Consider the following 18,476-nt stretch of genomic DNA (forward strand, 5'->3'; position numbering starts at 1 on the left):
GACAAGGGAGAAGGATGATGAGCGAAGGAAGCGAACCGGTCACGATGTGCCTGTGGTACGATCGTGACGCCGAAGCGGCGGCGAAATTCTATGCCGCGACCTTTCCGGACAGCGAATTCGTCGCGGCGAACCGATCGCCGAGCGACTTTCCCGACGGCAAGGAAGGCGATGTGCTGACGGTCGAATTCACCGTGATGGGCGTGCCCTTCATCGCGATCAACGGCGGGCCCGCGTTCAAGCAGGACGAGGCGTTTTCGATCGTGATCAACACCGACACGCAGGAAGAGACCGACCGTTACTGGAACGCGATCGTGGGCAACGGCGGCGCCGAAAGCATGTGCGGCTGGTGCAAGGACAAATGGGGGGTCAACTGGCAGATCACCCCGCGCGTGCTGACGCGCGCGATGACCCACCCCGACCGCGCCGCGGCGAAGCGCGCGATGGACGCGATGATGACGATGAAGAAGATCGAAATCGCGAAGATCGAGGCGGCGCTGAAGGGCGAAACCGTCGGCGCGGCGTAGCCAGAGGAAAGGCAATCGATGCTGATTTTTTATGGACACCCCTTCTCTTCCTATACGTGGAAGGTGCTGATCGCGCTTTACGAGAAGGGGGTCGATTTCGACTATCGCGTGATCGGGCCCGACGCGCCGCAGCATGGCGAGGAATTGCAGGCGCACTGGCCGGTGGGACAGTTTCCGTTGCTCGTCGCGGACGGGGTGCCTTATTTCGAATCGTCGATCATCATCGAATATCTCGACCATCTGGTGCCCGAACCGCGGCTGATCCCCGCCGATTTCGGGGCGGCGCTGAGGGTGCGCTTCTTCGACCGCATCTTCGACAATCATGTGATGGCGCGGATGCAGGCGGTGGTCGCCGACGCGCTGCGCGGGCCCGAAAATCATGTGCCGATGATCGTCGATCAGGCGAAGGCGGCGCTCGGGAGCGTCTATGGCTGGCTCGACAAGGAGCTGGCGGGCGGCGGCTGGGCGACGCCCGACGGCTTCACGCTGGCCGATTGCGCGGCGGCGCCATCGCTTTTCTATGCCGACTGGGTGCATCCGATCCCCGAGCGGCACGAGAATCTGCGTGCCTATCGCGCGCGGCTGCTCGCGCATCCGTCGGTTTCGCGCTGCGTCGAGGATGCACGGCCGTATCGCGCCTTCTTCCCGCTCGGCGCGCCCGACCGCGACTGATCTCATCTTGGTCATCCCGGCCTTCGCCGGGATGACGGGATAAGGGTTCGTGCCGCCGTCCCGAAACGGGGTTAACGGCGTGCTGACGCTGCCCGTTTGCCAATTGATCATCGCGCCCGCGCGAAAGCGGGGCCATGGGTTCGCCGTCCGCCTTTCTTCGCACGCTGATCGTCGCCGCTTTGGCGGCGGTGCTGGCGTTCGCGCCGGCGCACGCACAGCAGGTCGTGACGATCACGACGACGGTGACGACGTGGACCTATGACGAGGGCGACGACGCGGGCGCGGACACTATCGACGAGGACGCCGCACTGCTGGATGACGAGGCGCTGGCCGACGATGCCGAGTTCGCCGCGACGCGGCGCTATGCCCCCGCCGCCACGCTTACGACGCTGGGCCATGCGAAGGCGCGGTTCGGGCCGTTTTCGGTCATCGACGCATCGACGGTTCGCATGGCGGGCGACGTCACCTCGGCGAGCCCGCGCCAGTTCGCGGCGATGCTCGCCGCCTTTCCGGGGCTGAGGCGGCTCGAGATGGTCGATTGCCCCGGCAGCCTCGACGAGGAGGCCAATCTGATCCTCGCGCGCGCGATCCGGCGGCAGGGGATGGAGACGGTGGTGCCCGCGGGCGGATCGATCCGCTCGGGCGCGGTCGAGCTGTGGCTTGCCGGCGTCACGCGCCGCGCGGCGCCCGACGCCGAATTCGGCGTGCATAGCTGGGCCGACGAATATGGCCGCGAGGCGAACGACTATCCCGCGAACGACCCGGTTCACGCCGAATATCTGGGCTATTACCGTGAAATGGGGATGGATGGCGCGAAGGCGCGCGCCTTTTACGCGCTGACCAACGCGACGCCGTTCGACGACGTCCGTTACCTGACGCGCGACGATATGGCGCGCTTCGTCACGCTCGACTGAATAGCGTCGCAGCCCCTTTCCCAGCCTGACGATCATTTGGAACGCTTCGGCCAGCGTGACGCCGGCGCAGCGGAACGATCGCTGCGAACAGCCGTTTCGGCTCAATGGAGGGCAGTTCGCCCTCGCCGTCGGAGAGAGACAATGAAAAAGCTTCTGACCATTTTCGCACTTGGCAGCTCGATGCTGCTTTTGTCGGCCTGCAACACCGTTGAAGGTGCCGGAAAAGACGTTGAATCGGTTGGCGACTGTGCCGATGGCGTTGAAGGCAATTGCTAGGCGGCGTGAACAAATCGGCGTGAACCGGCGTTCGCGGATCGCCGTTATCGGCCGATTATTGCCGTCTCCCCTCCCGCTTGCGGGAGGGGGATGACTGAAACCCGCCCCAAAACCGCCGTTCGCGGTCGTCGCCACCTCGCGCCGAGCTGCTTTAGCCTTGTAACACGCCGTCGTCTCCCCCACATCGCCCCCTATGGCGAAGCGGAGCCTCTACCAACGATTGCGGTCGAATGCGCAGATGCGCACCGCCTTGTTCGCGCTCGGCATATTGCTGATGATCACGGGCATCGCGATCGGGCCGTTGCCGGGACCCGGATTCCTGATCGTCTTTCCGCTCGGCCTCATGCTCTGCCTGCAGAACAGTGCGTGGGCCAAGCGCGCCTATGTGCGCTTCAAGTGGCGCCACCCCCGCTATGGCGACTGGGCCGACCGGATCATGCGCCGCGTCAGCGCCGCGCGGCGCCGGGCGCGCGCCGCGCTGGACAAGCTAGATGGCGATTGACTTTCCACCGACTCTTGCTTATCCGCGCCCTCAACAGTGGCCGCCCACGCTTGGCGGCCCTTTTCTGTTGCAGCATTTGACGAGATCTAGGGAAAACCGCGATGAAGCGCACTTATCAACCGAGCCGCCTCGTGCGCAAGCGCCGTCACGGCTTCCGCGCCCGCAAGGCCACCGTCGGCGGCCGCAAGGTCCTGGCCGCCCGCCGCGCCCGTGGCCGCGCGAAGCTGTCGGCCTGATCGCCCACGCTTCGCCGCCAGCGCGTCTGGTGCGAACGCTTTCAAAACGTAGCGAATTTCTGGCCGCGAACCGCGGCCTTCGCTTTCCCATGCCCGGCTTCGTCCTGCTCGTCCGTCCGCGCGGCGACGATGAGGATGCGCTGGGCATCGGCTATACGGTCAGCAAGAAGGTCGGCAACGCGGTCACGCGCAACCGGATGAAGCGGCGATTTCGCGAACTCGCGCGCGCCGCGCTGCCGGAGGCGGGAATCGCCGGCGCCGACCATGTGCTGATCGGCCGCCCGGGGGCGAACGACATGCCGTTTGCCGAATTGGGCGAGCATCTCGATTCGGCGCTGAAGCGCGCGGCGAAGAAGCTGGCGGCGAAGGCGTCGTGATTACGCCCACTGCCTCTTATCGTCACCCCGGACCCTTCGACAACGCCCAGGACAGGCTTGATCCGGGGTCCATTGCCACCGGCGCCGCATGGACCCCGGATCAAGTCCGGGGTGACGAAGTGGGGCCAATCGCGAATAAACTTCCACCGTTTTCCGGGCTTCCTGCATGATCGCCCGCCTGTTGATCCTGATCGCGCGCGGTTGGCAGCTTGGTCCGTCGCGCATCCTTCCCCCCACCTGCCGCTATGCGCCGTCGTGCAGCGAATATGCGATTATCGCGCTCCAGCGCCATGGTGCGATCAAGGGTGGCTGGCTGGCGACAAAGCGGCTATTGCGCTGCCATCCTTGGGGGGGCCACGGCTATGACCCGGTGCCATAGGCCTTCGGCGCCGGCATCATCCCCGATATTTTTGAGACGAAGAGAGACCGAAGAGCGTGGACGACAAGCGTAACCTGATCGCGGCGATTTTGCTGTCGGTGGCCATATTGATCGGCTGGAACTTCGTTTCGGAGAAATATTTTCCGACCCCCGACACGCCCGACGTGACCGAGACGGTCGCGGGCGCAAACGGCGCGGCGCCCGCAGCGACGCCCGCGACGCAGGGCCAGCCGAGCGCGCTGCCTACCCCGGGTGCGCCCGCCGCGCAGACGATCCGCCCGGTCGACGCGGTGCTCGCCGAAGGCCGGCGTATTCCGATCGAAACCCCCGCGATCAAGGGGTCGATCAACCTCGTCGGCGCGCGCATCGACGACATCACGCTCAGCAAATATCGCCAGACGATCAAGAAGGATTCGCCCGCGGTGCGCCTGTTCGCGCCGGGCGGGACCGAGGCCGCCTATTTCGCGAGCCTCGGCTGGTCGGCGCAGGGCATCGAGGTGCCGAACGCGAACACCGTGTGGACCGCGAGCGGTGCGAAGCTGACCCCGGCGACGCCGGTAACGCTGAGCTGGTCGAACGCGACCGGGCAGACGTTCCGCATCGAATATAGCATCGATGCCGATTACCTGATCACCGCGAAGCAGACAATCGCCAACACCGGCACCGCCCCGGTCAATGCGAGCAGCTTTGCGCTGATCGACCGGCTCGGCAAGCCGACCGACCCGCACGAAGTCGACAGCTGGACGATCCACGTCGGCCCGACGGGCTATCTCGACGGCAAGTCGGTGTTCGACACCGATTATGACGATGTCGAGGAAGCGACGAACCGCACCGTGCGATACAATTCGGCGGGCTGGCTCGGCTTCACCGACAAATATTGGCTCGCCGCGATCGTCCCGGCGAAGGGCGAGCGCGTGACCGCCGCGATCAGTTCGCCCGCCGCGAACAATTACCAGACTTTGTTCGCGCGCGACTTCCGCCAGATCGCGCCCGGCACGCAGGTGACGACGACGAGCCGCATCTTCGCCGGCGCCAAGGAAGTCAGCATCCTGTCGCAATATCAGGACAAGGAAGGCATCACGCGCCTGTCGAACGCGATCGACTGGGGCTGGTTCGAATTTTTCGAGGTCCCGATCTTCAAGCTGCTCGACTGGCTGTTCCGCATGGTCGGCAATTTCGGCGTCGCGATCATGGCGCTGACGCTGATCATCCGCCTGCTGATGTTCCCGATCGCGAACCGGCAATTCTCGTCGATGGCGCAGATGCGCCTCGTCCAGCCGAAGATGAAGGCGCTGCAGGAACGCCACAAGGACGACAAGCCGAAGATGCAGCAGGAGCTGATGAAGCTCTATAAGGACGAGAAGATCAATCCGCTCGCGGGCTGTTTGCCGATCGTCATCCAGATCCCGATCTTCTATGCACTGTACAAGGTGCTGATGCTGACGATCGAAATGCGGCACCAGCCGTTCATCCTGTGGATCAAGGATCTGTCGGCGCCCGATCCGCTGCACATTTTGAACCTGTTCGGCCTCTTGCCCTTCACCCCGCCGTCGATCCTGTCGATCGGCGTGCTCGCGGTGATCCTGGGCATCACCATGTGGTTGCAGTTCCGCCTCAACCCGCAGGCGACCGACCCCGTGCAGCAACAGGTGTTCAAGATCATGCCGTGGCTGTTCATGTTCATCATGGCGCCGTTCGCGGCGGGCCTGCTCCTCTACTGGATCACCAACAATATCCTGTCGATCGGGCAGCAGCAGTGGATGTACCGCAAGTTCCCGGCGCTGCGGGCGGCGCCGGCGAAGTGAGCGCGATCGATCCGGGCGCAGAGGACAGGGCGGAGCGGGCGCGCAAGCTGTTCGCGGGCCCGATCGCCTTTCTGAAATCGGCGCCCGCGCTCCAGCATCTGCCGAGCCCGAGCGTGCCCGAGATCGCCTTTGCGGGCCGATCGAACGTCGGCAAATCGTCGCTGCTCAACGCGCTGACGAACCGGAACGGGCTGGCGCGCACGTCGGTGACGCCGGGGCGAACGCAGGAGCTCAATTATTTCGACGTGGGTTCGCCTTTGGTGTTCCGGCTGGTCGACATGCCGGGCTATGGTTTTGCCAAGGCGCCGAAAGATATCGTCAAGAAATGGCGCTTCCTCGTCAATGATTACCTCCGCGGGCGGCAGGTCTTGAAACGGACATTGGTGCTGATCGACAGTCGCCACGGGATCAAGGACGTCGATCGCGAGGTGCTCGAGATGCTCGACGTTGCGGCGGTGAGTTACCGGCTCGTGCTGACCAAGGCCGACAAGATCAAGGCGACCGAACTTGAAGCCGTACAGGCCGCGACCGAAGCCGAAGCCCGCAAGCATCCCGCCGCGCACCCACAGGTGATCGCGACGAGCAGCGAAAAGGGCATGGGGATCGCCGAACTGCGCACCGCGGTGCTGGAGGCGGTGGAGTCATAAACGCTCCTCTCCCCTTGCGGGAGAGGATGGTGCAGGTTGCGGACTTGTCCGCTACCGTAACCTGATGAGGGTATGCAGGCGGCGGTTGACACCCCTCACCCAGCTTCGGCTAGGCAGCAAGCTGCCAAGCCTGCACAACCCTCTCCCCCAAGGGGAGAGGGGGTTTAAGGAGACCCCATGAAACTCTTCATCGGCAACAAGGCCTATTCCAGCTGGAGCCTGCGCGGCTGGCTCGCGGTCAAGCATAGCGGGCTGCCGTTCGAGGAAGTCACCGTCCCGCTCTATGACGAGGACTGGTCGAACCGGCGCGAGGGCGACGAGTTCGCGCCGTCGGGCGGCAAGGTGCCGATATTGTGGGACGGCGACGATATCGTCGTGTGGGACAGCCTCGCGATCGTCGATTATCTCAACGAAAAGACCGGCGGGACGAAGCATTTCTGGCCCGACGACATGGCGGCGCGCGCGATGGCGCGGTCGATGGCCGCCGAAATGCACTCGAGCTTCGCCGCGTTGCGCCGCGAGCACAGCATGAACATCCGGCGCATCTACCCCGCGGCCGAGCTGCTGCCCGAAGTGCAGGCCGATGTCGTGCGCATCTTCCAGATCTGGGCCGAGGCGCGCGCGCGGTTCGGCGGCGAGGGCGATTTCCTCTTCGGCGACTGGTCGGCGGCCGACATCATGTTCGCGCCGGTGGTGACGCGCTTCGTCACCTATTCGATTCCGCTGCCGCGCTTCGCCGCCGCCTATGCGCAGGCGGTGATCAGCCATCCGTGCATGCAGGAATGGATCGGCGGCGCGCAGGCCGAGGATTGGGTGATCGAGCAGTTCGAGGGGCCGGTCGAGGGCTAGGGACCGCCTATCCGCCCGCCCAGTCGCCGTGCTGCGCCATCCACAGGCTGACGGCGGCGAGCGCGGCGGTTTCGGCGCGCAGGATGCGCGGGCCGAGCGCGATGCGGCGCACCGCGGCGTGGGCGAGGAGCATGTCGCGCTCGCGGTCGGTGAAGCCGCCCTCGGGACCAGTGAGGATCGCCGCGGGCGCGGGTGCCGCGACGTCGGCGACCGGGACGCCCCCGGCTTCGTCGGCGAAGAGCAGCGCGCGCGTCGCAGGCCAGCCCTTCAGCAGCTGCGGCAGTTTGACCGGCGGCGCCAGTTCGGGAAGCGCGGTGCGGCCGCATTGCTCGCACGCCTCGACGATCTGCGCCTCGATCCGCTCGCTCTTGACGCGTTCGACGATCGTGCGTTCGGTGATCACCGGCTGCAAGCGCGCGACGCCGAGTTCGGTCGCCTTTTCGACGATCCAGTCGAGCCGCGCCTTCTTCACCGGCGCGAAACAGAGCCAAAGGTCGGGCACGCGCTCGAGCGGGCGCGTCTGCCGCTCGATCCTCAAGGTCAGCGAACGTTTCGCGGCGTCGGCGACGACCGCGAGCCATTCGCCGCTCCGGTTGTCGAAGAGGAGCACCGGATCGCCCGCCTTCAGCCGCATGACGCCGAGCAGATAATGCGCGGCCGGCCCGTCGATCGCGGGCGCGGCGTCGGGGGCGAGCGGCTGGTCGATGAACAGGCGGGGCGTGCTGGCGGGCGGCCAGGCGGGAGTCGCGGGCATGGTGCGCGCGATAGCAGATGGCGGCCTGTCGTGCATCTTTTGCCGCAAGATGGGACAGCCTGTCCCGATCCGGGGCAAAAGCGCCGATCCGGGCCCTGCCGCGCCGCGCCGATTAGCCATTTGGTAAGCAGTTCCCCCCTAGGTGCGAGGATACCAGCGGCCCAACTGGTGGGGGCGCCGCGGGCCGAAGAGGGGTTTGACCATGCGAGGGACCTGGATCAGCCGGCTGCGCGCCGGTGCCAAAGCGCTTCTGAGCGACCAGCGCGGCAACGCCTTCATGCTGACCGCGGCGGCGATCATACCGGTGATCGGCATCGTCGGGTCGGCGGTCGACATCGGCCGCGCCTATATGACGCAGCTGCGCCTGCAGCAGGCGTGCGACTCGGGCGTGCTCGCCGGACGGCGCGCGATGGGCGGCGCGACCTATTCGGACGCGGCGCAGGCCGAAGCGAACAAGATGTTCAACTTCAACTTTCCCGAGGCCAAATATGGCGCGTCGGGCATTCTCTTCTCCTCGCAAGCCATAAACGCGTCGGACGTCGCCGGACAGGCCTCGGCCGCTTTGCCCACCGAGCTGATGTTCCTGTTCGGCAAGGACCAGTTCCGCCTGTCGGCCAATTGCACGGCGAAGCTCGAAATCTCGAACGTCGATGTCATGCTCGTGCTCGACGTCACGGGATCGATGGCGCAAACCAATTCGGGCGATACGGTAAACCGCATCACGGCGCTCCAAGATGCGACGATGGACTTTTTCGACACGCTGACGACGGCCGATATCGGTGACGGGCGGCTGCGCTTCGGCGTGGTGCCCTATAGCTCGACGGCGAATGTCGGCGCGATTCTTCGCGAAGAGAATCCCGACTGGCTGTCGGATTTTACCATCCTGCCTTCACGCTCGCCGGTCATCCGCTATGACTGGAGCGGCACCAATCCGCCCACGTCGGTCACCACGGGCACGACCACCAACGGCGCATGGGAGAATTTTCTGCCGATCAGCGGCTTTACGAACAGCACCGCCTGTTCGGCCGTCGTTGCGCCGGCCGACACGATGCCGGCGCTGACAGATGCCCAGAATATGAATCGGACGGCGCGGGTCGTCGACCGCAACGGCACGCGCCGCTATGTCACCGTCGCCGGCACACAGCACCGCTATTTCAACTATCGCTACAACTATAATTCGTCGGACGACACCTGCTGGCTGCAACGCCGCACGGTGACATTCGACCACACGGCCTCGCCGGCTCCCAGCTCGACGTCCTTTTTCAGCCAGTATCGCTATGAAGACCGCCTGTTCGACGTGAGCAGCGCCAAGAACGGCGGGACGATCAGCGTCGATACGGGCGATTCGGGCGCTTTGCAGAGCGTCAGTTGGAGCGGCTGCGTGATCGAACGCCGCACGTCGCCCTTCGGGGCGTCGTCGTCGGCGTCCGACTCCGCGCTCGACATGGACATTGACCTCGTTCCAAACGATGAAAACAGCCGCTGGCGGATTCTGCTTCCGGAAATCTCCTATCATCGCGCCACCAACCTGGGTACCGTGCCTTCGGGGACGGGCGTTCGGACCATCGCAAGCTCGAACGTATCCGGCGGCAACTGGCAAAACTATAGTTATCACGCGTCAAGCGGTTGGGGCGCCTGCCCGGTCGAAGCGATGAAGCTGACCGAGATGGACAAGGATGATCGCCCCGCCTTCAACACCTATATCCAGTCGCTGCAGCCTTTGGGCGGCACCTATCACGATGCCGGCATGATCTGGGGCGCCCGGCTGCTATCGCCAAGCGGCTTGTTCGCGGACGAAAATGCGACGGCGCCGAACAATCGGCCGATCAGCCGCCATATCGTCTTCATGACCGACGGTGCGATGGCCCCGAACTGGCAGAATCTGACGTTCCAAGGTTATGAATATCTGATGCAGCGCATCAGCGGTTCGGCCACGACCGATAACTCGCTGCTCACCGCACGCCACAACAACCGCTTCGTGCAATTGTGCCGCGCGGCGCGCCAGCGCGGCATCACGATCTGGGTTGTGTCCTTCGGCGTGGGCAGCAACAGCAATCTGAACAGCTGTGCTTCCTCGGGCGAGGCTTTCGAGGCCGACAACGCCGCCGAGCTCAACGAGCAGTTCCAGGCGATCGCGCGGCAGATTTCCAAGCTGAGGCTGTCGCAATGACCGGCGGGCGCACCCTGCTCCGCCGGCTGCGGCGAAGCGAGCGCGGCACCGCGTTCGTCGAATTCGCGCTGACCGCGCCGGTCTTCCTGCTGATCCTGCTCGGCATCTTCGATTATTGCTGGCAGATGTATGCGCAACAGGTGTTGCAGGGCGTGGTCGCCAAGGCGGGCCGCGACGCAACGCTCGAAGGCTTTGCCGCCGACCAGCAGGCACTCGACGACAAGGTCGAAGCGGAAGTGAAGAAGGTGTTCAAGAACGCCACGGTCAATTTCAACCGCCGCGTTTTCGACGATTACAGCGATATCAGGCCGCTACGCTGGGTCGACACCAACGGCAACGGCGTCCAGGACCCCTCGCCCGACGATTGCTGGGAGGATGGCGGCCGGCAGGGCAATGGCGGCGCCGACGACGTCGTCCAATATACGGTGTCGATGCGTTTCGACCGCGTGCTGCCGGTGTGGCAGATGCTGGGACAGCCGCAATCCAAAACGCTCACCTCGACGACGCTGCTGCGCAACCAGCCCTTCGCCGCCGATGGCGAGGTGCTGGCGGAGACGTGCGGATGACCCGGCTTTCGCGCCTTTGCCGCCGGGCGCGGGTCGCCGCGCGCCATCTCGCGCGCAGCACCCGCGGTGCCGTGATGCTCGAAATGGCCTTTGCCATTCCCTTCCTCGTGCTCGTCGGCTTCGGCGGGCTCGAGATCGCCAATCTGACGCTCGCGCACACGCGCGTCAGCCAGCTCGGGCTCAACACCGCCGACAATGCCGCGCGGATCGCGGCGGGGAGCAATCTGACGCAGCCACAGGTTCGCGAGGTCGACATCAACGAGGTGTTCGAAGGCGCCGAACGGCAGGTTGCGGGGCTGAATTTCGAGAATAACGGCCGCATCATCCTGTCGAGCCTGCAGCGCAACAACGATGGCGGGCAGACGATCAAATGGCAGCGCTGTTTCGGCAATATGGAGGTCGCATCGGCCTATGGCGTCGAAGGCACCGGCGCGACGGGGACCGATTTCCCGGGCATGGGACCGGTGGGCCGCGAGGTGACCGCGGCGGCGGGCACCGCGATCATGTTCGTCGAGGTCACCTATCAATATCAGCCGCTGCTGTTCGGTGCCTGGCTGGGGCCGCAGACCATCCGGTCGACCGCGGCCTATAATATCCGCGAGGCGCGCGACCTGTCGGGGGTCAAGGCACCCGGCACTCCGGCCACCTGCACCTGAGGGCGCGGGCGCAGACGACATCGATCGGGCATTTATTCCCTGCATTGGGCCTGCTATCGCCCGGGCATCGATGACGGCCACCCATCCTCCCGACAGCCAGCTTCGCGGTTTCGTCGCGCTGCTCCCCGCCGCGGCGCGGCCCTATGCGCTGCTCGCGCGCTTCGACCGGCCGATCGGCTGGTGGCTGCTTTACTGGCCGTGCGCCTGGGCCATCGCGCTCGGCGGTGGGGCGGTGAGCCACTGGCCGCTTTTCCTCTGGTTGCTGCTCGGCGCGATCGCGATGCGCGGGGCAGGATGCGTCTATAACGACGTCGTCGACCGCGATCTCGACGCGAAGGTCGCGCGCACGGCGTCGCGGCCGGTGGCGAGCGGGGCGGTGCCGGTGCGAAACGCCTTGCTCTGGACACTGCTGTTGTCGCTGGTCGGCCTGCTCGTGCTGCTCCAGCTGCCGCGGCCGGCGCAGATCGTCGCGCTCGCGAGCCTGATCCTCGTCGCGGGCTATCCCTTCATGAAGCGCATCACCTGGTGGCCGCAGGCGTGGCTGGGGCTGGTGTTCAGCTGGGGCGCGCTCGTCGCCTGGGTCGCGGTCGGCGGCCAGCAGGGCCTCGCGTTGCCCTTGCTCTATGCCGGCTCTATCGCGTGGGTAATCGGGTATGACACCATCTATGCGCTGCAGGATATCGAGGACGATATGCTGGTCGGCGTGAAGTCGAGCGCGCGCGCGATGGGGAGCCATGTGAAGGGCGGGGTCGCGATGTGCTATGCGGCGGCGCTCGCGTGCTGGGGCGGCGCGCTGTGGGCGGTGCGCCCCGATCCGCTGGCGCTCGCCGCGCTGTTGCCCGCGGCGGTGCATCTGACCGGACAGGTGGTGACGCTCGACCCTGCGAACGGCGAGGATGCGCTGGCGAAATTCCGGAGCAATCGCTTTGCGGGGCTGCTGGTGTTCGCCGCGATGCTGGTGGTGGGGATGGCGCCGTGATCTTTCCTCCCTGTCGCGTAGCGATGGGGAGGTGGCAGCGGCCCTTCGGCTGCCTTGCAGGCGCTCAGGATAAACTGCGCCTTTGGCGCAGCCGCTGACGGAGGAGCAGATAGCGAGCCGTCGCGGCCCCTCCACCACCGCTTCGCGGCGGTCCCGCTGGCGCTACGCGCCGTCTGCGACTCCCCCACGGCTCCGCCGCAGGGAGGATCATTCCGCCGCGAGCAGCTCCTCGGCGCCGCCGAGGTCGACCGAGACGAGGCGGCTGACGCCGCGTTCGACCATCGTCACCCCGAACAGGCGGTGCATGCGCGCCATCGTCACCGCATTGTGGGTGACGATCAGGTAGCGCGTGTCGGTTTCGCGCGCCATGCGGTCGAGCAGATCGCAGAAGCGTTCGATATTGGCGTCGTCGAGCGGCGCATCGACCTCGTCGAGGACGCAGATCGGCGCGGGGTTGGTGAGGAAGAGGCCGAAGATCAGCGCGACGGCGGTGAGCGCCTGTTCGCCGCCCGACAGCAAGGTCAGCGTGCCGAGCCGCTTGCCCGGCGGCTGCGCCATGATTTCGAGCCCGGCTTCCAAGGGATCGTCCGAATCGACGAGTTCGAGATGCGCCTGTCCGCCGTTGAACAGCGTCGTGAAAAGGCGCTGGAAATGCGCGTTCACCGCCTCGAACGCCGCGAGCAGGCGTGCCCGCCCTTCGCGGTTGAGGCTGCCGATCGAGCCGCGCAGCCGGTTCACCGCCTGCGTCAACTCCTCGATCTCCGCTGCGTTTCTTTCCCGTTCGGTGTCGAGTTCGACGAGTTCGTCGGCGGCGACGAGGTTGACCGGCCCCAATCGCTCGCGATCCGCAACGAGCCGGTCGTGCTGCGCCGATTCGGCATTGGCGTCGCCCACGCTCGCACTTTCGAACCCCGCCTTTTGCGGGAGGAGCGGCGGCGGGCATTCGAAACGCTCGCCCGAGAGGCGGCCCATCTCGATCCGGCGGAGTTCGGCATTTTCGGAGCGCGCGACGGCTCCCGCGCGCGTTTCGCGCGCGGCGGCGACGCGCTCGCGGATCGCGTTCAGCGCGGTTTCGGCTTCGCGGAGCGCGGCCTCGGCGGCGCGCTCCTGCGCTTCGGCGGCGGCGACCTTGTCGCGCAGCGCGTCCTGCTGCGCCTCGGCGGCGGCGCGCTGCTGCGCGAGCTTCGCGGGCGCGTCGGCAAGCTTGGCGGCTTCGGCGGCGAGCGCCTCGGCGCGCTTGTCCATTTCGGTGACGCGGCGCGCGGCCTCGCCCGCGCGGGCTTTCCAGCTCTTGATCTCGGCGCTGACGACCGCCTGCCGCTCGCTGAGGCTCGCGAGCGTGCGTTCGTGCGCCGCGAGCGCATCCCGCGCCGTGCCCGCGTCGGCGCGCGCGCGCTCGGTCGCCGCCTCCTCGGCATCGAGCGCGGCGCGCGCCAGCCGCTCGTCGGGGAGCGCGGCAAGCGCGGCCTCGTGCGTCGCGAGCGTGTCGGCGGCTTCCTGTCCCGCTTCGGCGATCTCGGCGAGGCGGCGATCGAACAGCGCGGCGGCGTCGCGGTGCCGGTCGAGCGCGGCCTGCGCCTGATCGGCGGCGCGCAGCGCGGTGCGGCGCGCCTCGTCGGCCCCGGCCAGCGCCTTGCGCGCGGTCGCGGCGGCGTCGGCGAGGGTGGCGGCTTTTGCGGCGGCGGCGTCGCGGCGGTCGCGCAGTTCCTGCACGCCGAGCTCGACCTGCGGGCGCTGCGCCGCGAGCGCGTCGAGGCGGTTCTGGCGTTGCAACCGCTCGGTCGCGGTCGCGCCGTCGCCGCGCGTGACGAAGCCGTCCCAGCGGCGCATCACGCCGTCGAGGGTGACGAGCCGCTGGCCGACCGCGAGCGGCTGGCCCGCGTCGGTTTCGGCCGCCGCGACCTGCGCGAGACGGCGCGCGAGCGCGGCGGGGGCCTTTACATATTCGGCGAGCGGCGTGGTGCCGGCAGGCAGCGAAGGGTCGCCCTTCGCCGTATCGGCGCCGCCCCAGCTCCGCGCGGCGTCGCGGTCGGTGCCGGCGTCGAGATCGTCGCCGAGCGCGGCGGCGAGCGCGGCTTCATAACCCGGCGCGACGCGCAATTTGTCGAGGATGCGGTCGTCGTCGCTGCGCGCGGCGGCGAGCGCGCGTTCGAGCGTCGTCGCCTCGCCTTCGAGCGCGGCGAGCGCGGCGCGCGCTTCGGCGAGCCCGGCTTCGGCGCTCGCGAGGTCGGCGGCGGTCGCTTCGCGGTCGGCTTCGGCGTTCTGCAGCGCGGTTTCGGCGGCCGCGATCGCGGCTTCGGCAGCTTCGGCAGCCTGCACGCTGTGGGCATGCGTCGCCGTGAGCGCGGCGCTGTCGCCGAGCGCCGCGACCTCGGCATCGACGCGCGCCTTGTCCTGTGCGACCCGGCGCACGGCAGCTTCGGCGCTGTCCACCGCCGACACCGCAATGCGCCGGTCGGCGGCTTCGCTCGCGGCCTTGGCGCGCGCTTGCGCAAGCGCGACCTCGGCATCGCGGAGGCGCGCCTGCGCGGCGAGGCTGGCGTCGGCGAGCGCGGCCTTGCCCGCGTCGTGCCCGGTGATGTCCTGTGCGAGCTTTTTGGTTTCGGCGTCGAGCGCGGTGAGTGCGGCATGGGCTTCGCGCGCGAGTTCGCCCTCGTGCGCGCGGTCGTCGGCGATCCGCCGCTGCTGCGCCGCGAGATCCTCGAGCCGCTGGAGCGCGGCGCGCTCCTCGCCCTGCAATCGCACCTGCGTCGCGGTGGCGTCGGCGAGCGCGTCGCGCTGCGCCTGCGCATCGCTGCGCGCCGCCGCGACGCGCGTCGCGACCTCGGTCTGCGCTTTCGAGATGGTTTCGAGTTCGTCCTGCGCCGCCTTCACCGCCGCCTCGGCGGCGTCGGCGTCGCGGCGCGCCTGATCGGCGGCTTCGGCGGCGTCGCGCCAGCGCGCGTAGATCAACCGCCCCTCGGCGATGCGAATGTCGTCCGAGAGCTTCTTGTATTTCTCCGCCGCGCGCGCTTGCCGCCGCAGCGCGTTCGCGCGCACCTCCATGTCGGCGACGATTTCGGAGAGGCGCGTCAAATTGGTCTCGGTCGCGCGCAATTTCTGCTCGGCGTCCTTGCGGCGGACGTGGAGGCCCGCGATACCCGCCGCTTCCTCGAGCATCGCGCGGCGGTCGGTCGGCTTGGCGGCGATGACGTTGGCAATCTTGCCCTGGCTGACGAGCGCGGGGCTGTGCGCGCCGGTCGCGGCGTCGGCGAAGATCAGCGCGACGTCCTTGGCGCGCACGTCGCGGCCGTTGGCGCGATAGGCGCTGCCCGCGCCGCGCTCGATGCGGCGGATGACCTCGAGATCGTCGCCGTCGCCGCCATCCGACAGGCCCGCGACGAGCGCGCCCTCGGTATCGCAATGGAGCGCGACCTCGGCGAAATCGCGCGCCGGGCGCGACGAGGTGCCGGCGAAGATCACATCCTCCATCCCGCCGCCGCGCATCGATTTGGGCGAAGATTCGCCCATCACCCAGCGGATCGCCTCGAGCAGGTTCGACTTGCCGCAGCCATTGGGGCCGACGACGCCGGTCAGCCCGGGTTCGATGCGGAGTTCGGTGGGTTCGACGAAAGATTTGAAACCGGTGAGGCGCAGCCGTTTTATCTGCACGGGATGCCCCCGGGCAGCTCATCGAATCGGAGCTGGTGCAACCTTGGTGTCACATATCCCCCATGCAGCCGTCATGCCGCGTGGCGGGGGGAGTCGCAAGGGGCTCAAATTCTCCCTGCCGCCCTTCGGCTGGCCGGCAGGCCGGCCGCTCAGGATGAACTCCCTTCGGGGCAGCGATGGGGAGGTGGCAGCCCGGCGGGCTGACGGAGGGGCAAATAACGCGACGTTGGGGCCCCTCCACCATCCGCTTCGCGGACGGTCCCCCTCCCCATGGCTGCGCTACAGGGAGGATCTCGATCGTATCAGCGCGCGCCCATCGTGCGCAGGCGGTCGCGCAAGGGACCCCATGATGCGATGCCTTCGGCGACCTGGCCGTTGATGACGAAGGTCGGCGTGCCGGTGATCTGATATTTCTCGACCCCGGCGTTGGTGCCTTTTTCGATCGCCTCGACATTTTCGACCTTGCTGAGACACTGTTCGATCGTCGCGGCGGGGACGCCGCGCTGCTGGTAGAATTGATCGATCCCCCAGCCCTTGGCGAGCGCGGTGAAACGCTGCGCGGGCGGCAGCTTCATCGCTTCCTCGATCCCCGGCTGCGGCTTCGACGCGCCGGCGATGAAGGCTTCATGCTCGATGAAGGTCGCATCGGCGAGCGGGAAGAAGCGGTCGAGGCCGGTGCATTTGACGATCGCACCGGCGATCGCGTCGACCGGGTGGAGCATGAACGGCGTCAGCTTGTACGATACGCGGCCGGTGTCGACGAAGTCGCGCTTCAGTTCCTCGTGCGAATCCTGCGTGAATTTCGCGCAGTGCCCGCAGGTGAAGGCGCCGAATTCCTCGATCTTGATCGGGGCATCGGGGTTGCCCATCACGACGCCGTCGCCGTCGACGCGCACGACCTGCGACCAGCTCTTGCCGGCGGGCGGTGCGACCTTCGCAACCACCTCCTGCTCCTTGGCGGGATCGGTCTTGCTTTCGCCGCACGCGGCAAGGGCGAGCGCGCCCATCGAGGTCAGGAGGACGGTACGCAGCAGGGTCATGATCTTTCTTTCTCCACAAAGGGGGGAATGCGGGGCTTTTAAGAGGCCTTGAGCGCGAGGTCGAGTTTCGATTTGAGCGCGGGCCAAGCGGTGACTTCGGCGTTGCGGCCATTGACGAAGAAGCTCGGCGTGCCCTCGACCCGGTCGGCATTTAGGCCGATGTTGGTCATGCCGGTGAGTTCGGCCTGCGCGACCTCGCTGTCGAGCGCGGCGTCGAGCTGGGTTTGCGAATAGCCCCGCGCGCGCATCAGCGCGAAGAGGCCGGTGCCGGCCGCGATCTTCCGCGCGCGCTCGGCCGTGGTGCCTTCGAGCCAGCTCTTTTTCTGCGCCTCGGTGGCTTTCTGGACCTTGGCGATCGTCGCCGGGAAAGCGGCGAAGATCGCCTGGTGATTGCCGGCGAAAGCTTTCGCGCCGCCAACGCGTGCCAGCAACGCCGCGGTCATGTCGACGGGGTCGCGGACGAGATTGCGATATTCGAACAGCACGAGCCCGCGGTCGATATAGCCCGTCTTGAGCGGCAGCGAGCCCGCCTTCGCGAAATCGGCGCAGATGTGGCAGGTGTAGCTGAAATATTCGACGAGCCGGACCTTCGCGGCGGGGTTTCCGGCGACGAAGGCGCCGATCGGGCTGGTCGTGACGCTCTGCGACCATGTAGCGGATTTGGCGGGCGCCGCCGCGATCAGGCCGAGCGCCGCACCCGAGAGCGCGAGCACCGCCGTGCGGCGGTCGAGAAGCGGGTCGTCAAAAACGGACATGATCGTGGCCCTAACTGATTTTCGGAAGCCTGGGCGGCGCCGCGAGGCCGGCGGCCATGCGTTCGAGCACGGTCCTGAGTTCCGGATCGCCGATGTCGCGGAGACTGTCCCCCAGTTCGGCGGGTACGGGTTTGAGCATTGCCGGCGGCTGAACGGGCGCGGCGGGGGTGACCTGGCCGTGCGTCATGCGGACGGCGGCGATCGCGGCATAGCCGAAGAAGCGGTTGACCGCGGCGATGATGTCGGGCGCGACATGCTGGAGCATCGGCGCGTGCGCGCCGCTGATCGTCAGGTGGAGCGTGCCGCCCGCTTTCTGCCCGGCGGGAAAGCGGATCATCGCGGGCTGGGTGACGTCGGCGAGTTTGTCGCCGACGATCTCGCGCCAGCGGCTGACCACCGACGACTGGACGAAGCCGAATTTGCGAAAGGCGGTGCGGCCGATTTCGGGGACGAGGTCGGAAATCGCGCGCGCCTCGCCGCCGCGCGGGCGCTCATAGGGACGTGCGGGGGCCTTCGCGGTTTTCACGCCGCCTTTCGCCGCGCCCTTCGCCCCCCCTTTCGCCTTCGCCTTTTTGGCGGGCGGGCCGTCTCCCGTCTCTTTCGTCATGCGGGAGGCCATGCCATAGGCGGGGGGTGAGCGTCCAGACTTCCGCTATCGCAGGTGACACTGAATCGACCCTCCCCTTCAGGGGAGGGCAGCGAGACTTGCGAACTTGTTCGCTAG

At 67.2% G+C, this 18,476-nt stretch carries 20 protein-coding genes; 15 read left to right on the plus strand and 5 right to left on the minus strand.

Features of this window, described 5'->3' with window-relative positions; all coding sequences use genetic code 11:
- The first annotated feature begins 17 nt into the window (after positions 1–17).
- From OVY29_RS13125 to OVY29_RS13175, 11 genes are all read left to right on the plus strand, one after another.
- A complete protein-coding gene (locus tag OVY29_RS13125; RefSeq protein WP_037554984.1) occupies positions 18–524 on the plus strand; it encodes a VOC family protein in 507 nt (168 codons plus the stop codon).
- An 18-nt stretch (positions 525–542) separates the two neighbouring features.
- Positions 543–1,196: a glutathione S-transferase family protein gene (locus tag OVY29_RS13130; protein ID WP_037554961.1), complete on the plus strand. Its 654-nt coding sequence runs from the start codon at positions 543–545 to the stop codon at positions 1,194–1,196.
- Positions 1,197–1,330: 134 nt separating this feature from the next.
- Positions 1,331–2,110 carry an alpha/beta hydrolase gene (locus OVY29_RS13135; protein ID WP_037554960.1) on the plus strand — a complete coding sequence of 260 codons (780 nt, stop codon included), beginning with the start codon at positions 1,331–1,333 and terminating at the stop codon, positions 2,108–2,110.
- Positions 2,111–2,251: 141 nt separating this feature from the next.
- Entirely contained in the window at positions 2,252–2,386 is a 135-nt protein-coding gene (locus tag OVY29_RS13140; protein ID WP_152567598.1) for an entericidin A/B family lipoprotein, read from the plus strand.
- 238 nt (positions 2,387–2,624) lie between these two features.
- Entirely contained in the window at positions 2,625–2,888 is a 264-nt protein-coding gene (locus OVY29_RS13145) for a PGPGW domain-containing protein (RefSeq protein WP_037554959.1), read from the plus strand.
- Positions 2,889–2,989: 101 nt separating this feature from the next.
- Positions 2,990–3,124, plus strand: coding sequence for a 50S ribosomal protein L34 (rpmH, locus tag OVY29_RS13150; RefSeq protein WP_037554958.1), 135 nt, complete (start codon positions 2,990–2,992; stop codon positions 3,122–3,124).
- Between the two features lie 29 nt (positions 3,125–3,153).
- Entirely contained in the window at positions 3,154–3,501 is a 348-nt protein-coding gene (rnpA, locus tag OVY29_RS13155) for a ribonuclease P protein component (RefSeq protein ID WP_037554956.1), read from the plus strand.
- Positions 3,502–3,667: 166 nt separating this feature from the next.
- Positions 3,668–3,880: a membrane protein insertion efficiency factor YidD gene (yidD, locus tag OVY29_RS13160; RefSeq protein ID WP_037554955.1), complete on the plus strand. Its 213-nt coding sequence runs from the start codon at positions 3,668–3,670 to the stop codon at positions 3,878–3,880.
- Between the two features lie 56 nt (positions 3,881–3,936).
- The gene (yidC, locus tag OVY29_RS13165) at positions 3,937–5,685 is read left to right on the plus strand and encodes a membrane protein insertase YidC (RefSeq protein ID WP_037554953.1); all 1,749 of its coding nucleotides are present in this window, start codon (positions 3,937–3,939) and stop codon (positions 5,683–5,685) included.
- A complete protein-coding gene (gene yihA / locus OVY29_RS13170; RefSeq protein WP_052182180.1) occupies positions 5,682–6,332 on the plus strand; it encodes a ribosome biogenesis GTP-binding protein YihA/YsxC in 651 nt (216 codons plus the stop codon). The genes yidC and yihA overlap by 4 nt, the downstream gene beginning before the upstream one ends.
- 177 nt (positions 6,333–6,509) lie before the next feature.
- Positions 6,510–7,181 (plus strand): glutathione S-transferase family protein, encoded by a 672-nt coding sequence (locus tag OVY29_RS13175; RefSeq protein WP_037554952.1) that lies wholly within the window; start codon positions 6,510–6,512, stop codon positions 7,179–7,181.
- A 7-nt stretch (positions 7,182–7,188) separates the two neighbouring features.
- On the opposite strand, the gene OVY29_RS13180 is transcribed toward OVY29_RS13175, so the two are convergent.
- Positions 7,189–7,935, minus strand: a complete 747-nt coding sequence (locus tag OVY29_RS13180) for a 16S rRNA (uracil(1498)-N(3))-methyltransferase (protein WP_037554951.1) — start codon at positions 7,933–7,935, stop codon at positions 7,189–7,191.
- Positions 7,936–8,137: 202 nt separating this feature from the next.
- On the opposite strand from OVY29_RS13180, the gene OVY29_RS13185 reads away from it, so the two are divergent.
- From OVY29_RS13185 to ubiA, 4 genes are all read left to right on the plus strand, one after another.
- Entirely contained in the window at positions 8,138–10,105 is a 1,968-nt protein-coding gene (locus OVY29_RS13185) for a TadE/TadG family type IV pilus assembly protein (RefSeq protein WP_037554950.1), read from the plus strand.
- Positions 10,102–10,671 carry a TadE/TadG family type IV pilus assembly protein gene (locus OVY29_RS13190; protein ID WP_037554949.1) on the plus strand — a complete coding sequence of 190 codons (570 nt, stop codon included), beginning with the start codon at positions 10,102–10,104 and terminating at the stop codon, positions 10,669–10,671. The genes OVY29_RS13185 and OVY29_RS13190 overlap by 4 nt, the downstream gene beginning before the upstream one ends.
- Positions 10,668–11,327 (plus strand): TadE/TadG family type IV pilus assembly protein, encoded by a 660-nt coding sequence (locus tag OVY29_RS13195; protein WP_037554948.1) that lies wholly within the window; start codon positions 10,668–10,670, stop codon positions 11,325–11,327. Before OVY29_RS13190 ends, OVY29_RS13195 begins: the two co-directional genes overlap by 4 nt.
- A gap of 70 nt (positions 11,328–11,397) precedes the next feature.
- A complete protein-coding gene (gene ubiA, locus OVY29_RS13200) occupies positions 11,398–12,306 on the plus strand; it encodes a 4-hydroxybenzoate octaprenyltransferase (RefSeq protein ID WP_037554947.1) in 909 nt (302 codons plus the stop codon).
- A gap of 207 nt (positions 12,307–12,513) precedes the next feature.
- Here the strand turns inward: ubiA and smc are convergent, their stop codons facing one another.
- The 4 genes from smc to OVY29_RS13220 form a co-directional block, all read right to left on the minus strand.
- Positions 12,514–15,957, minus strand: coding sequence for a chromosome segregation protein SMC (gene smc / locus OVY29_RS13205; RefSeq protein WP_037554946.1), 3,444 nt, complete (start codon positions 15,955–15,957; stop codon positions 12,514–12,516).
- Positions 15,958–16,259: 302 nt separating this feature from the next.
- A complete protein-coding gene (locus tag OVY29_RS13210) occupies positions 16,260–16,997 on the minus strand; it encodes a DsbA family protein (protein ID WP_037554945.1) in 738 nt (245 codons plus the stop codon).
- 38 nt (positions 16,998–17,035) lie between these two features.
- Positions 17,036–17,752 (minus strand): thioredoxin domain-containing protein, encoded by a 717-nt coding sequence (locus OVY29_RS13215; protein ID WP_313911565.1) that lies wholly within the window; start codon positions 17,750–17,752, stop codon positions 17,036–17,038.
- Between the two features lie 10 nt (positions 17,753–17,762).
- Positions 17,763–18,359 (minus strand): DUF721 domain-containing protein, encoded by a 597-nt coding sequence (locus tag OVY29_RS13220; protein ID WP_235211487.1) that lies wholly within the window; start codon positions 18,357–18,359, stop codon positions 17,763–17,765.
- Positions 18,360–18,476 lie beyond the last annotated feature (117 nt).

It is taken from the genome of Sphingopyxis sp. SE2 (genome assembly GCF_032227185.1).
Lineage (GTDB): Bacteria > Pseudomonadota > Alphaproteobacteria > Sphingomonadales > Sphingomonadaceae > Sphingopyxis.

What these genes read in the sequence shown, in the direction of transcription:
- ubiA (WP_037554947.1), top strand. Translation starts at nt 11,398, where the DNA reads ATGACGGCCACCCATCCTCCCGACAGCCAGCTTCGCGGTTTCGTCGCG.
- rpmH (WP_037554958.1), top strand. Translation starts at nt 2,990, where the DNA reads ATGAAGCGCACTTATCAACCGAGCCGCCTCGTGCGCAAGCGCCGTCAC.
- OVY29_RS13195 (WP_037554948.1), top strand. Translation starts at nt 10,668, where the DNA reads ATGACCCGGCTTTCGCGCCTTTGCCGCCGGGCGCGGGTCGCCGCGCGC.
- OVY29_RS13190 (WP_037554949.1), top strand. Translation starts at nt 10,102, where the DNA reads ATGACCGGCGGGCGCACCCTGCTCCGCCGGCTGCGGCGAAGCGAGCGC.
- OVY29_RS13215 (WP_313911565.1), bottom strand. Translation starts at nt 17,752, where the DNA reads ATGTCCGTTTTTGACGACCCGCTTCTCGACCGCCGCACGGCGGTGCTC.
- yidD (WP_037554955.1), top strand. Translation starts at nt 3,668, where the DNA reads ATGATCGCCCGCCTGTTGATCCTGATCGCGCGCGGTTGGCAGCTTGGT.
- OVY29_RS13135 (WP_037554960.1), top strand. Translation starts at nt 1,331, where the DNA reads ATGGGTTCGCCGTCCGCCTTTCTTCGCACGCTGATCGTCGCCGCTTTG.
- OVY29_RS13140 (WP_152567598.1), top strand. Translation starts at nt 2,252, where the DNA reads ATGAAAAAGCTTCTGACCATTTTCGCACTTGGCAGCTCGATGCTGCTT.
- OVY29_RS13175 (WP_037554952.1), top strand. Translation starts at nt 6,510, where the DNA reads ATGAAACTCTTCATCGGCAACAAGGCCTATTCCAGCTGGAGCCTGCGC.
- OVY29_RS13130 (WP_037554961.1), top strand. Translation starts at nt 543, where the DNA reads ATGCTGATTTTTTATGGACACCCCTTCTCTTCCTATACGTGGAAGGTG.
- OVY29_RS13210 (WP_037554945.1), bottom strand. Translation starts at nt 16,997, where the DNA reads ATGACCCTGCTGCGTACCGTCCTCCTGACCTCGATGGGCGCGCTCGCC.
- OVY29_RS13145 (WP_037554959.1), top strand. Translation starts at nt 2,625, where the DNA reads ATGCGCACCGCCTTGTTCGCGCTCGGCATATTGCTGATGATCACGGGC.
- OVY29_RS13180 (WP_037554951.1), bottom strand. Translation starts at nt 7,935, where the DNA reads ATGCCCGCGACTCCCGCCTGGCCGCCCGCCAGCACGCCCCGCCTGTTC.
- OVY29_RS13220 (WP_235211487.1), bottom strand. Translation starts at nt 18,359, where the DNA reads ATGACGAAAGAGACGGGAGACGGCCCGCCCGCCAAAAAGGCGAAGGCG.
- OVY29_RS13185 (WP_037554950.1), top strand. Translation starts at nt 8,138, where the DNA reads ATGCGAGGGACCTGGATCAGCCGGCTGCGCGCCGGTGCCAAAGCGCTT.
- OVY29_RS13125 (WP_037554984.1), top strand. Translation starts at nt 18, where the DNA reads ATGAGCGAAGGAAGCGAACCGGTCACGATGTGCCTGTGGTACGATCGT.